Source organism: Phytobacter ursingii, assembly GCF_001022135.1.
Taxonomy (GTDB): Bacteria; Pseudomonadota; Gammaproteobacteria; order Enterobacterales; family Enterobacteriaceae; genus Phytobacter; species Phytobacter ursingii.
Genome location: NZ_CP011602.1, coordinates 759,851 through 772,980 on the forward strand (window position 1 = coordinate 759,851; position 13,130 = coordinate 772,980).

A 13,130-nucleotide genomic window follows, 5' to 3' on the forward strand; every position below is an offset into this window, starting at 1 on the left:
CCCCGCAATCAAACGTGAATGTAGTCGAATTCGTTGAAAATCGGTCCCTGAGGGACTTTAACAAGGAATAAAAATCGCCATGTTACTACCCTGGCTAATATTAATTCCCTTCATTGGCGGCTTCCTGTGCTGGCAGACCGAACGCTTCGGCGTACGTGTGCCGCGCTGGATAGCGCTGGTAACCATGGGACTCACGCTGGCGCTTGGCCTGCAACTTTGGTTGCAGGGCGGCTATTCACTGACGCAATCCGCTGGCATTCCGCAGTGGCAATCTGAGTTTTTACTCCCATGGATCCCGCGTTTTGGCATCAATATCCATTTAGCGCTCGACGGTTTGTCTCTGCTGATGGTGGTGCTGACCGGTTTCCTCGGCGTGTTGGCGGTACTGTGCTCCTGGCGTGAAATCGAAAAATACCAGGGCTTTTTCCACCTGAACCTGATGTGGATCCTGGGCGGCGTTATCGGCGTGTTCCTGGCCATCGACATGTTCCTGTTCTTTTTCTTCTGGGAAATGATGCTGGTGCCGATGTACTTCCTGATCGCGCTCTGGGGCCACAAAGCCTCCGACGGGAAGACGCGCATCACCGCTGCGACCAAATTCTTTATCTATACCCAGGCAAGTGGTCTGGTGATGTTGATTGCGATTCTGGCGCTGGTACTGGTGCGTCATAACGCGACGGGCGTCTGGACTTTCAACTACGAAGACCTGCTGAAAACGCCAATGTCTGCTGGCGTTGAATACCTGCTGATGCTGGGCTTCTTTATCGCGTTTGCGGTGAAAATGCCGGTGGTTCCGTTGCATGGCTGGCTGCCGGATGCCCACTCTCAGGCGCCGACCGCTGGTTCCGTCGACCTGGCGGGCATCTTGCTGAAAACCGCGGCCTATGGTCTGCTGCGTTTCGCACTGCCGCTGTTCCCGAACGCCTCTGCCGAGTTTGCGCCGATTGCCATGTGGCTGGGTGTGATTGGTATCTTCTACGGCGCGTGGATGGCTTTCACGCAGTACGATATCAAGCGTCTGATCGCCTATACCTCCGTTTCGCACATGGGCTTCGTGCTGATTGCCATCTACACCGGCAGCCAACTGGCCTATCAGGGCGCGGTTATTCAGATGATTGCCCACGGTCTTTCCGCCGCCGGTCTCTTCATCCTGTGCGGTCAGTTGTACGAACGTCTGCATACCCGTGATATGCGTATGATGGGCGGTTTGTGGGGCAAAATTAAATGGTTGCCAGCCCTGTCGATGTTCTTCGCAGTTGCCACTCTGGGTATGCCTGGCACCGGTAACTTCGTCGGCGAATTTATGATTTTGTTCGGCAGCTACCAGGTTGTTCCGGTGATTACCGTTATTTCGACCTTTGGCCTGGTGTTTGCGTCCGTTTACTCACTGGCGATGCTGCATCGCGCTTACTTCGGTAAAGCCAAAAGCGAGCTGGCCAGTAAAGCGTTACCAGGGATGTCACTGCGCGAGCTGTTGATGATTTTGTCGCTGGTTGTACTTCTGGTACTGCTTGGCTTCTATCCGCAGCCGATTCTGGATACCTCGCATTCCGCGATGAGTAATATCCAGCAGTGGTTTGTTAATTCTGTTTCTACTACAAGGCCGTAAATCGCCATGACAATAACTCCACAACAACTGATTGCGCTGCTACCGCTGCTGATCGTCGGATTGACGGTGGTGGTTGTGATGCTCTCCATTGCGTGGCGACGCAACCATTTCTTCAATGCCACGCTCTCGGTTATTGGTCTGAACGTCGCTCTGCTGTCGCTCTGGTTTGTTGGCCAGGCGGGCGCAATGGACGTGACGCCATTAATGCGTGTCGACGGTTACGCCATGCTGTATACCGGCCTGGTGCTACTGGCGAGCCTTGCCACTTGTACGTTTGCATACCCCTGGCTTGAAGGCTACAACGACAACAAAGAAGAGTTCTATTTACTGGTGCTGATAGCCGCGCTGGGCGGAATTCTACTGGCGAACGCCAACCATATGGCCGCACTGTTCCTCGGTATCGAGCTTATCTCTTTACCGCTGTTCGGGCTCATTGGTTACGCTTTCCGTCAGAAACGTTCGCTGGAAGCCAGTATCAAGTACACCATCCTGTCTGCCGCAGCCTCGTCTTTCTTGCTGTTCGGCATAGCGCTGGTTTATGCACAGTCAGGCAACTTGTCCTTCGTTGCGCTGGGCAAGAGCATTGCCGGGGATGTGCTGCATGAACCGCTGCTGCTGACCGGTCTGGGTCTGATGATTGTTGGCCTTGGCTTTAAATTGTCTCTGGTACCGTTCCACCTGTGGACGCCGGACGTCTATCAGGGGGCGCCAGCGCCAGTTTCGACCTTCCTGGCAACGGCGAGCAAGATTGCTATCTTTGGCGTCGTGATGCGTCTGTTCCTGTACGCACCGGTAGGTCAAAGCGAAGCCATCCGCGTCGTACTGGGTCTGATCGCCTTTGTCTCCATCATCTTCGGTAACCTGATGGCGCTGAGCCAGACCAATATTAAACGTCTGCTCGGTTACTCTTCCATTTCCCATCTGGGTTATCTGCTGGTGGCGCTGATTGCGCTGCAAAGCGGTGAGATGTCGATGGAAACGGTGGGGGTCTACCTGGCCGGTTATCTGTTCAGCAGCCTTGGCGCGTTCGGGGTGGTGAGCTTGATGTCCAGCCCGTATCGCGGTCCGGATGCAGAATCCCTGTTCTCCTATCGCGGCCTGTTCTGGCACCGTCCGATTCTGTCAGCGGTAATGACGGTGATGATGCTGTCGCTGGCAGGTATCCCAATGACGCTGGGCTTTATCGGTAAGTTCTACGTACTGGCCGTGGGCGTGCAGGCACACCTGTGGTGGTTGACGGCGGCCGTGGTTCTGGGCTCTGCCATTGGTCTTTACTATTATCTGCGTGTCGCGGTAAGCCTCTATCTGAGTGCACCGCAACAGCTTAATCGTGATGCGCCGAGTAACTGGCAGTACAGCGCCGGTGGTGTCGTGGTACTGATCTCCGCGTTGCTGGTTCTGCTGCTCGGTATCTATCCGCAGCCGCTGATTTCGCTGGTACAACTGGCAAGGCCGCTAATGTAAGGCCTTACCGCTAATAAAAAACCGCCGAATCGGCGGTTTTTTTATATCTGAAAGAAAAACGGTGAAATTATTTTGCCAGTAGTGGCCTGGACATGATTTTTTGTCCACTGACCAGCGGCCCGGTGATATGACTCGCAGAGCGCTCAAGCACTTCCTGAATGACCGACGACAGCTCGTTAATTTCGAATTTCGCTACATAACCATCGGCCTGCACTTTACGCACATGGTCTTCGTTGGCGCTACCGGAGAGTGAGGAGTGAATCACTACCGGAATATGTTTAAGGCGCGGGTCGCTCTTGATCAAACGGGTCAGGGTGAAACCATCCATTTCTGGCATTTCCAGGTCCGTCAGTACCATCGAAATCTTATCGCTGATAGGGACGCCCTCGGCATCTGCCTGTTGGCTGAGCACCTGAATACGCTCCCAGGCATCTTTACCAGTAATGTGCATCGTATTGGGGATCTGCATGGCCTGCAGCCCTTTATCCAGCATCGCTCGCGCCACTTTGGAATCTTCTGCCACAATCGCCACGGCGCCGGGTTTGATATTGAATTTCTTATCCGGAAGATGGTTACCGTGCAGATCGTGATCCGCCGGTGAGATGTCGTAAAGAATCTGCTCAACATCCAACACCATCGCCAGATTGTTACTGTCTTTGTCTTCATCAAGACAGGCAATGCTGGTGATATACTGGCCGTTAATGGCCTTCTCCGCCGTATGAACCTGTTTCCAGTCCAGACGAATAATGTTCTCCACCGACTCCACCGCAAACGCCTGCACGCTGCGGGCATATTCTGTAATTAACAAAATATTGAGGCCAGTCTCAGGCTTACAGCCTGCAACAGCGGAGAGATCAATAACCGGGATCACCTGATCGCGAATGTTCACCATCCCCATTAACGGCGGTTTCATCCCGGCAGGACGGGTAAACGTCGGCATCGGAACGATTTCACGCAATTTAAAAACATTTATGCCGAAAAGTTCTGATTTCTCGTTCTTCATCGAGGCACCAAGACGAAACAGCAACAGCTCAAAACGGTTAGACAGGGTAAGATTCGCCCTGTCATCAATATCTTTCTGGAAATTATCCATGGTGCCCTCAATGTGAAATGGCTGCGGTAAGACAGTTATCGGCACATTGCGGAAAAAGTAGAGTGCGCAATATCACATCATAGCGTAATGGTATAAAAATCTTTTGCGAGGGTGGTATGCGCAAAGATTGTACGGCATTCAGTCAGTAAATGCTGACTTCCTTCGGCGTCATAGCGGGAACTGACGTGGGTAATAACGAGTCTACCTGCGCCTGCATCCCGCGCCAGTTGTGCTGCCTGATGCGTTGAGCTGTGCCCACGGCTGTTTGCTTTTTCCTCCATGGCGTACTCCAGCGTGGCCTCATGGACCATTATGTCGACACCCTGAGCTAATTGCAGCGCTGCAGGGCAGGGGGCGGTGTCGCCAAAAATGGCCAGTTTTTTTCCGGGTATTGCCGGGGCGAGGAAATCCTCACCGTGAACAATACGACCATCTGGCAGGGTCACCGTTTCGCCGCTTTTGAGGCGCTGGAAAAGCGGGCCGGGCGTTATGCCAAGGGCAATTAAGGCCTGTGCATCCAGGGCTCCCGCTTTGTCATGCTCCTCAATGCGATAGCCATAACATTCCACCGGATGGTTTAGCGCGAAAGCGGTGACGCGGCGTAAACCGTCATCCACCACCAGCCCCTCACTGACCTCTTCAATCGTCAGAGGATAGTCGGTCCACGATCCGCTCAGACGCAGGCTGGTCTCCACAAATTCGCGAATACCTTTCGGCCCATAAATCGTCAGCGGCTGCGCATTGCCCGCCATTGAACGGCTGCAGAGCAGTCCTGGCAGACCAAAAAGGTGATCGCCATGCAGGTGGGTGATAAAAATACGATCCAGTTTGCCGGGATTAAACGACGTTCGCAGCAACTGATGCTGTGTCCCTTCGCCACAGTCAAATAACCACAGACCAGCCTGTGTCGGATGCTGCAAATTGAGCAATATCGCGGTCACATTACGCGTGCGCGTCGGCACGCCCGCAGAGGTGCCAAGAAAAATCAGTTCCACAATGCATTACGCCCTTTGCGTTAATGGCAAAGCATTTAGTATAACGAGGTCACACCAAATAAGGAGCACATCATGATTCGCTGGCAGGACCTGCACCATTCTGAATTGACCGTCACTGATCTTTACGCTGTGCTTAAGTTGCGCTGTGAAGTTTTTATTGTTGAACAAACCTGTCCGTATCTTGATGTCGATGGCGATGACCTGGTCGGTCAAAACCGCCATCTGCTCGGCTGGAAAGAGAATCAGCTGGTGGCTTATGCGAGGATTCTGAAAAGTGAAGACGATCTGGAGCCTGTTGTAATAGGTCGGGTGATTGTAAGTGAGCAGGTTCGCGGTGAAAAACTAGGGTACCAATTGATGGAACGAGCGGTAGCTTCCTGCCTGCAACACTGGCCGCAGCACGCGCTGTATCTGGGCGCGCAGGCCCATTTGCAACATTTTTATGCCCGCTTTGGTTTTGTTCCGGTGACTGATATCTATGACGAAGATGGCATCTTGCACATTGGAATGGCGCGGGAAGTGCGCCAGGCGTAACCAGCGGTGATTGTCTATAGTTAGCGGACAGGTACATAACATGGAGAAAACCGATGTCTAATCAATTTTATGATTCACGTATCGATGATGACCTGGCCCTGCTGAGCGAGACGCTGGAAGAAGTGTTACGTTCCTCAGGCGATCCCGCTGACCAGAAATATATTGAGCTAAAAGCGCGCGCAGAACAGGCGCTGCATGAAGTGAAAAACCGCGTCAGTAGCGCTTCTGATACCTATTATTATCGGGCGAAAAAAGCGGTTTACCGCGCGGATGATTATGTGCACGAAAACCCCTGGCATGGTATTGGTGTAGGGGCTTCTGTAGGTCTTGTCTTAGGGTTGCTGCTGGCCCGTCGTTAATAAAAATCCCCTCCCTAAACGGGGGTACTGCTAATTTTCGCAGTCACCCCGTATACTAAGCGTTTTTGAGCGGGAGGGGGTTGCGTGCATTCCATTTCAGTTGCGCTGGAGCAATTACGCGAGAAATTAGCTGGCATTGATGCCAACTCACCTGGATTCTACGTCTTTGATGTTGCCTTTGCCCTCAATGATGCTTTCGACCCACTGACTTTTTTAGCCAGTCAGTCCTGCTTCCCACAATTCTACTGGCAACAACGTAGCGGTGAAGATGAGGCTGCTGCGTTGGGCCAGGTGCTGCGTTTTACCTCACTGGCAGAAGCCCGGCATTTCCTCGACGACAATCCCGAATATGACCTGCGTATCTGGGGGCTCAATGCGTTTGTCTCTCAACAAGGCGAGCTGTTCCTGCCGCGTCTCGAATGGCGCCGGGAAGGGGGACGGGCATTCTTACGCCTTATTGTCATAAATGACGCCGCACAACGCGGCGATGCTGAGCAGGCTCGTGCATTTATTGATGCACTGGTGCGGGCGAAATCGCTGCCAGATGTGCAGATGGAACTGGTCTCGCAGCAACACTGTCCGGAACAATCGGGCTGGGAAGCTCTGGTCACTCAGGCCACGCAGGCGATTGCGCGCGGTGAGATGGATAAGGTCGTACTCGCTCGCGCCACGGATTACCGTTTCTCGCAACCGGTGAATGCTGCTGCCCTTATGGCGGCAAGCCGTCGCCTTATCCATCATTGTTTTCACTATTTTATCGCCTTCGACCCGCACAATGCGTTCCTGGGATCGTCTCCCGAACGACTTTGGCGCAGAAGGGGGACATCATTGCGTACCGAAGCCCTGGCAGGGACTGTCGCTAATGACACAGATGATACCCGGGCTGCCGAGTTGGGTAACTGGTTAATGAATGACGACAAAAACCAGCGCGAGAATATGCTGGTTGTTGAGGATATCTGTCAGCGGTTACAGCGCGCAGCGGCTACGCTGGATGTGTTGCCGCCGCAAATTGTTCGACTGCGTAAAGTGCAACATCTACGGCGCTGTATCTGGACCGAGATGCGTCATAAAGATGATGCGGAGTGTTTAACGTTGCTCCAGCCAACTGCGGCGGTAGCGGGCCTGCCCCGCCAGGCGGCGCGTGCCTTTATAACGCAATATGAACCCTTTGCGCGTGAGTGGTATGCCGGTTCGGCGGGTTACTTGTCGCTCAAACAAAGCGAGTTCTGTGTCGCATTACGCTGTGCAAAAATCAGTGGTACAACTGTGCGTTTATACGCGGGTGCAGGGATCGTGGCAGGTTCCGACCCGACAATGGAATGGCAGGAAATCGAAAATAAAGCGGCGGGATTGCGTTCACTATTGATAATGAAACACGCATAACCGACCCATATCAAAAATCTATTCTTTTCGATTCTTTATACTAAGCCACAATATTGATACTGGACAAACTTATGTCAGTGAGTGCTTTTAACCGACGCTGGGCGGCGGTGATCCTTGAAGCTTTAACGCGCCACGGCGTGCGACATATTTGTATCGCGCCGGGTTCCCGTTCCACACCGCTGACGCTGGCGGCGGCAGAAAACCCGTCCTTTATCCATCATACGCATTTTGATGAACGCGGCCTGGGGCATCTTGCACTCGGTCTCGCAAAAGCGAGCGGCACCCCGGTGGCAGTGATCGTCACCTCGGGTACAGCCGTAGCGAATCTGTACCCGGCGTTGATCGAGGCCAGCCTCACCGGGGAAAAATTGATTTTTCTCACCGCCGACAGGCCGCCCGAACTTATTGATTGTGGCGCCAACCAGGCGATACGCCAGCCTGGGATCTTTGCCTCGCATCCGGCGCAATCACTGGCGCTGCCGCGTCCGTCGCTGGATATTCCTGCCCGCTGGTTGCTTTCTGCTGTCGATCATCTTATGGCGTCCGCACAGACTGGCGCGGTGCACATCAACTGCCCGTTTGCCGAACCGCTGTACGGTGAAATGGATGATACGGGGCTTGCCTGGCAGCAAGCGCCCGGCGACTGGTGGCAGGACGACAAACCCTGGCTGCGTGAAGATTTGCACACTGGCAGCGCGAAACAACGCGACTGGTTTTTCTGGCGGCAGAAACGCGGCGTGGTTGTGGCGGGTCGAATGAGTGCGTCGGAAGGCAAACTGGTTGCCGCATGGGCGAAAATGCTCGGTTGGCCGCTTATTGGCGATGTCCTTTCACAAACCGGACAACCGCTGCCGTGCGCCGACCTGTGGCTGGGCAACGCCCGTGCGGTGAGTGAGCTGCAAGCCGCGCATATTGTTGTTCAACTCGGTAGCAGCCTGACCGGTAAGCGGCTGCTCCAGTGGCAGGCGACCTGTGAGCCGCAGGAGTACTGGCTGATCGACTCCGTTGCCGGGCGGCTTGATCCGGCGCACCACCGTGGTCGCCGTCTGGTTTCTGGTATTGCCGAGTGGCTGGAGCTACATCCGGCGGAATCACGCGCGCCCTGGTGTACTGACATTCCACAATTATCCGCCCAGGCGTGGCAGACGGTTGCCCGTCAGCGTGAAACCTTTGGCGAAGCGCAACTGGCGCATCGGCTGGCGAAATATCTGCCGGATCAGGGGCAGTTGTTCCTCGGCAATAGCCTGGTGGTTCGCCTGGTGGATGCGCTGGGGCAGCTACCTGTCGGTTACCCGGTTTTTAGCAACCGTGGCGCGAGCGGTATCGATGGCCTGATTTCTACTGCCGCAGGCGTACAGCGCGGCACGGCGCGGCCTACGCTTGCCATCATCGGCGACTTGTCTGCATTGTACGATCTGAATGCGCTGGCCTTACTGCGCCAGCCTTCTGCACCGATGGTGCTGATTGTGGTCAATAACAACGGCGGGCAGATCTTCTCACTGTTGCCGACGCCGCAAAGCGAGCGTGAACAATTTTATTTAATGCCGCAGCACGTTCGTTTTGAGCATGCGGCGGCGATGTTTGGCCTGAAATACCATAATCCCCACACCTGGGATGAGCTTGAACAAGCGCTGTCGGGGGCCTGGAGTAAAGCGGGGGCAACGCTGATTGAACTGGTGGTGAAAGACACTGACGGCGCGCATACGCTACAACAGTTGCTCGCACAGGTAAGCCAGCTGTGATCCTCAATGCGCGGGTAATGCCAGGAGAGCCGCAAAAGCCGTGGCTCATTTTTTTGCACGGTTTTTCGGGTGACAGCCGCGAATGGCAACCCGTCGGCGAGCGTTTTACGGCATATTCACGCTTGTATATTGACCTGCCGGGCCATGGTGATTCGGCGGATAGCAGCGTGGCGTCATTCTGTCAGCTAGACGATGCGCTGCTCGACACTCTTTATAGTTACAACATACTAAAATACTGGCTGATAGGGTATTCGCTGGGCGGGCGGGTGGCGATGCACTTTGCCTGCTCTCAGCCGAAGGGGCTTTTGGGCGTCATTGTCGAAGGGGGACACCCTGGCCTGACATCGGCAGCGGAGCGACAGGAACGACAGACATCCGATGGACAATGGGCACAGCGATTTCGTATGGAACCCCTTGTCGATGTTTTTAGCGACTGGTATCAACAACAGGTGTTCGCGTCTTTGAGTGAGGAACAACGGCAACGTCTGGTGACGTTACGCAGCCGGAACAACGGCCCGGCGCTGGCCGCGATGCTGGAAGCGACCTCGCTTGGCGTACAGCCGGATTTACGCGCTGCGCTGCGTAAAGCGCCTTTTCCATTTCATTATTTATGTGGTGAGTTTGACAGTAAATTTCGCGCGCTGGCGACTGAGGTTAGCGCGAACTGTCATCTCATTGTTGACGCCGGGCATAACGCGCATCGGGAACGCCCCGACAGCGTGGCGAACTGCCTGGCGCGAATTCTGCGTCTCGATATAAAGGGCATATTATGATCTATCCCGATGAAACCATGCTGTACGCACCGATTGACTGGCAAGACTGCTCGGAAGGCTATACCGATATTCGTTATCACAAATCGGTGGATGGTATTGCCAAAATCACCATTAACCGTCCCCAGGTGCGCAACGCATTTCGTCCCTTGACCGTCAAAGAGATGATTCAGGCGCTGGCTGATGCGCGCTATGACGACAACATCGGTGTGATTATTCTGACCGGTGAAGGCGAAAAAGCGTTCTGCTCGGGTGGCGATCAGAAAGTCCGTGGCGACTACGGCGGATACCAGGATGACTCCGGCGTGCACCATCTGAACGTACTGGACTTCCAGCGTCAGATCCGTACCTGCCCGAAACCGGTGGTTGCGGCCGTTGCAGGCTATTCCATTGGCGGTGGCCACGTGTTGCATATGATGTGTGACCTGACGATCGCGGCAGAAAACGCCATCTTTGGCCAGACCGGTCCGAAAGTGGGCTCCTTTGACGGCGGCTGGGGCGCATCCTACATGGCTCGCATCGTCGGTCAGAAAAAGGCGCGTGAAATCTGGTTCTTGTGCCGTCAGTACGATGCCAAAGAAGCGCTGGATATGGGGCTTGTAAATACCGTGGTGCCGGTTGCCGAGCTTGAGAGAGAGACTGTGCGCTGGTGTCGTGAAATGTTGCAGAACAGCCCGATGGCGCTGCGTTGCCTGAAAGCGGCACTGAACGCCGACTGTGATGGTCAGGCAGGTCTACAGGAACTGGCGGGTAACGCTACCATGCTGTTTTACATGACCGAAGAGGGTCAGGAAGGCCGCAATGCGTTTAACGAAAAACGCCAGCCGGACTTCAGCAAATTTAAACGGAATCCGTAATGCGTAGCGCGCACGTTTACCGCTGGCAGATACCGATGGATGCGGGCGTCGTACTGCGCGACCGGCGGCTGAAAACCCGTGACGGGCTGTTTATTCATCTGCGGGACGACGCGCATGAAGGCTGGGGCGAGATTTCGCCTTTGCCGGGATTTAGCGTGGAGTCTCTTGAGGAGGCGACAGCCGCCGTCTGTGGCTGGGCCAGGGGGTGGAGCGCGGGAGATGGCGGCCTGTTGCCGGGATTGCCGTCGGTTGATTTTGGTATCAGCTGTGCGCTGGCGGAACTGCGCGGCACGTTGCCGCAGGCGGCGAACTATCGTGCTGCAACGCTTTGTACGGGCGACCCGGACGATCTCTTTGCCGCGCTGGCAGCCATGCCGGGCGAAAAAGTGGCGAAAATGAAAGTCGGCCTGTATGAAGCGGTACGCGATGGCATGGTCGCTAATTTACTGCTGGAAGCGATGCCTGAGCTGCGCCTGCGTCTGGATGCTAACCGCGCCTGGACGCCGCTCAAAGCGCAGCAATTCGCAAAATATGTGAATCCTGAGTACCGTGACCGCATTGCTTTTTTGGAAGAGCCCTGTAAAACCCGTGATGATTCTCGCGCCTTCGCCCGTGAAACAGGCATAGCGATAGCCTGGGATGAAAGTTTACGCGACGCTGACTTTACTTTTGAGCGTGAAGAGGGCGTGCGTGCGGTGGTGATTAAGCCCACCTTGACCGGTAGTCTTGAGAAGGTACAGGCGCAGGTAACTGCGGCCACGCAGTTGGGGATGACAGCGGTTATCAGCTCGTCAATCGAGTCCAGCCTTGGCCTGACCCAACTGGCGCGTATCGCCGCATGGCTTACCCCTGAAACTATTCCGGGTCTTGATACGTTAAACCTGATGCAGGCTCAGCTTGTGCGCCGCTGGCCGGATAGCCCATTACCCTGCCATAGCGTTGAGACGCTGGAACCCTTGCTATGAGGTTCACTACCTGGCCCTGGCATTACTGGTGCGAAATGCGTGGCGATGAGCCCGCTATTCGCTTGCAGGACGAGACCTTAAGCTGGCGTGAGCTGTGCGTGCGTGTTGATGCGCTTGCCGCTGGTTTTGCCCTTCAGGGGGTAAGCGAGGGTGATGGCGTCATGCTTCGTGGGCGAAACCAGCCCAACATGGTGTTAGCGTGGCTGGCGTTATTGCAGTGTGGCGCACGCGTATTGCCGATAAACCCTCAATTACCCGCGCTGTTGCTGGAGGCACTGCTTCCGGATCTGACGATGCGTTTTGCCGTTAATCTGGCGGATGGCAACACCTTTGCGGGTTTGTCGCTGCTTGAACTGCAACCTCTTGCCCAGCCTTATGCCATCGACTGGCAGCCGCAACGGCTGGCGTCGATGACGCTTACCTCTGGTTCGACGGGGTTACCCAAGGCGGCGGTTCATACCTGCGCGGCGCATCTTGCCAGTGCAGAAGGGGTGCTGGCGATGATTCCTTTCGCGCCAGAAGATGACTGGCTGCTGTCGCTGCCGCTGTTCCATGTGTCCGGGCAGGGAATTCTGTGGCGCTGGTTACTGGCAGGCGCACGCTTAACCGTCTCTGAGCGCACTCTGGCAGAGGCTTTACAAGGATGTACCCATGCGTCGCTGGTGCCCACGCAGCTGTGGCGCCTGCTGAATGATGCGCTGGATATTTCTCTTAAAGCCGTTTTGCTGGGCGGCGCGGCGATCCCGGTCGATCTGACCGAACATGCGCGTGAGCGTGGAATCCGTACCTGGTGCGGCTATGGCCTGACGGAATTCGCGTCAACGGTATGCGGGAAAGCGGCGGATGGTCAGTCTGATGTCGGTTATCTGCTGCCGGGAAGAGCGTTGCGTATCGTTGACGATGAAGTGTGGCTGCGGGCAGAAAGTATGGCCTCAGGTTACTGGCGTGACGGGGAGTTACTGCCGTTGCTCAATGATGAGGGCTGGTTTGCCACCCGTGATAAAGGCGTACTGCGCGATGGCCGTCTGACTATTCTGGGACGACTGGATAATCTGTTTTTCAGCGGCGGCGAAGGTATACAGCCTGAGGAGGTGGAGCGTGTTATCGTGGCGCACCCGCAAATTCAGCAGGTTTTTATTATTCCCCGCGCGGACCGTGAATTTGGTCATCGACCTGTGGCGGTGGTGCAGTGCGATGACGCCATCGAACTCTCGCAGTTTAGCGCCTGGGTACAGGATAAGCTCGCGCGCTTCCAGCAGCCCGTTGTCTGGTTGCGCTTACCGGAGCATCTCTCGTCCGGCGGCATTAAAATATCACGCCATGCGCTACAGTTATGGGTCGCCGCACTGTAGATTTTTT

The 13,130-nt window shown here is 55.2% G+C and carries 12 protein-coding genes; 10 read left to right on the forward strand and 2 right to left on the reverse strand.

The genetic code is table 11. The features are described from left to right. Nucleotides 1–79: 79 nt before the first annotated feature. Together nuoM and nuoN are read left to right on the forward strand one after the other, a co-directional pair. Entirely contained in the window at nucleotides 80–1,609 is a 1,530-nt protein-coding gene (gene nuoM, locus AB182_RS06985; RefSeq protein ID WP_047369460.1) for an NADH-quinone oxidoreductase subunit M, read from the forward strand. A 6-nt stretch (nucleotides 1,610–1,615) separates the two neighbouring features. After that, the gene (gene nuoN / locus AB182_RS06990; protein ID WP_047369461.1) at nucleotides 1,616–3,073 is read left to right on the forward strand and encodes an NADH-quinone oxidoreductase subunit NuoN; all 1,458 of its coding nucleotides are present in this window, start codon (nucleotides 1,616–1,618) and stop codon (nucleotides 3,071–3,073) included. A gap of 67 nt (nucleotides 3,074–3,140) precedes the next feature. Here the strand turns inward: nuoN and AB182_RS06995 are convergent, their stop codons facing one another. Both AB182_RS06995 and rbn read right to left on the reverse strand, forming a co-directional pair. Further along, nucleotides 3,141–4,166, reverse strand: coding sequence for a chemotaxis protein (locus tag AB182_RS06995; protein WP_039079898.1), 1,026 nt, complete (start codon nucleotides 4,164–4,166; stop codon nucleotides 3,141–3,143). 77 nt (nucleotides 4,167–4,243) lie between these two features. Beyond that, the gene (rbn, locus tag AB182_RS07000; protein ID WP_047369462.1) at nucleotides 4,244–5,161 is read right to left on the reverse strand and encodes a ribonuclease BN; all 918 of its coding nucleotides are present in this window, start codon (nucleotides 5,159–5,161) and stop codon (nucleotides 4,244–4,246) included. Nucleotides 5,162–5,233: 72 nt separating this feature from the next. Here rbn and AB182_RS07005 point away from each other — a divergent pair, with 72 nt between their 5' ends. The 8 genes from AB182_RS07005 to menE all read left to right on the forward strand — a co-directional run bounded on the left by AB182_RS07005 (nucleotide 5,234) and on the right by menE (nucleotide 13,123). Then, nucleotides 5,234–5,695, forward strand: a complete 462-nt coding sequence (locus tag AB182_RS07005; RefSeq protein WP_047369463.1) for a GNAT family N-acetyltransferase — start codon at nucleotides 5,234–5,236, stop codon at nucleotides 5,693–5,695. Between the two features lie 53 nt (nucleotides 5,696–5,748). Beyond that, nucleotides 5,749–6,054, forward strand: coding sequence for a stress response protein ElaB (gene elaB, locus AB182_RS07010; protein ID WP_039079901.1), 306 nt, complete (start codon nucleotides 5,749–5,751; stop codon nucleotides 6,052–6,054). Nucleotides 6,055–6,138: 84 nt separating this feature from the next. Next, nucleotides 6,139–7,437: an isochorismate synthase MenF gene (menF, locus tag AB182_RS07015; RefSeq protein WP_047369464.1), complete on the forward strand. Its 1,299-nt coding sequence runs from the start codon at nucleotides 6,139–6,141 to the stop codon at nucleotides 7,435–7,437. A gap of 71 nt (nucleotides 7,438–7,508) precedes the next feature. Then, entirely contained in the window at nucleotides 7,509–9,179 is a 1,671-nt protein-coding gene (gene menD, locus AB182_RS07020; RefSeq protein ID WP_047369465.1) for a 2-succinyl-5-enolpyruvyl-6-hydroxy-3-cyclohexene-1-carboxylic-acid synthase, read from the forward strand. Next, nucleotides 9,176–9,952, forward strand: a complete 777-nt coding sequence (gene menH, locus AB182_RS07025; protein ID WP_047369466.1) for a 2-succinyl-6-hydroxy-2,4-cyclohexadiene-1-carboxylate synthase — start codon at nucleotides 9,176–9,178, stop codon at nucleotides 9,950–9,952. Before menD ends, menH begins: the two co-directional genes overlap by 4 nt. Next, on the forward strand, nucleotides 9,949–10,806 hold the full coding sequence (gene menB / locus AB182_RS07030) for a 1,4-dihydroxy-2-naphthoyl-CoA synthase (RefSeq protein ID WP_047369467.1): 858 nt from the start codon (nucleotides 9,949–9,951) through the stop codon (nucleotides 10,804–10,806). The genes menH and menB overlap by 4 nt, the downstream gene beginning before the upstream one ends. Then, nucleotides 10,806–11,771 carry an o-succinylbenzoate synthase gene (gene menC / locus AB182_RS07035; protein WP_047369468.1) on the forward strand — a complete coding sequence of 322 codons (966 nt, stop codon included), beginning with the start codon at nucleotides 10,806–10,808 and terminating at the stop codon, nucleotides 11,769–11,771. Before menB ends, menC begins: the two co-directional genes overlap by 1 nt. After that, nucleotides 11,768–13,123: an o-succinylbenzoate--CoA ligase gene (menE, locus tag AB182_RS07040; RefSeq protein ID WP_047369469.1), complete on the forward strand. Its 1,356-nt coding sequence runs from the start codon at nucleotides 11,768–11,770 to the stop codon at nucleotides 13,121–13,123. The genes menC and menE overlap by 4 nt, the downstream gene beginning before the upstream one ends. Nucleotides 13,124–13,130 lie beyond the last annotated feature (7 nt).

Bases quoted from the DNA above. Each gene is read 5' to 3' on its own strand.
- nuoN (WP_047369461.1), top strand. From the start codon at position 1,616: ATGACAATAACTCCACAACAACTGATTGCGCTGCTACCGCTGCTGATC.
- nuoM (WP_047369460.1), top strand. From the start codon at position 80: ATGTTACTACCCTGGCTAATATTAATTCCCTTCATTGGCGGCTTCCTG.
- menD (WP_047369465.1), top strand. From the start codon at position 7,509: ATGTCAGTGAGTGCTTTTAACCGACGCTGGGCGGCGGTGATCCTTGAA.
- menE (WP_047369469.1), top strand. From the start codon at position 11,768: ATGAGGTTCACTACCTGGCCCTGGCATTACTGGTGCGAAATGCGTGGC.
- AB182_RS07005 (WP_047369463.1), top strand. From the start codon at position 5,234: ATGATTCGCTGGCAGGACCTGCACCATTCTGAATTGACCGTCACTGAT.
- menB (WP_047369467.1), top strand. From the start codon at position 9,949: ATGATCTATCCCGATGAAACCATGCTGTACGCACCGATTGACTGGCAA.
- AB182_RS06995 (WP_039079898.1), bottom strand. From the start codon at position 4,166: ATGGATAATTTCCAGAAAGATATTGATGACAGGGCGAATCTTACCCTG.
- elaB (WP_039079901.1), top strand. From the start codon at position 5,749: ATGTCTAATCAATTTTATGATTCACGTATCGATGATGACCTGGCCCTG.
- menC (WP_047369468.1), top strand. From the start codon at position 10,806: ATGCGTAGCGCGCACGTTTACCGCTGGCAGATACCGATGGATGCGGGC.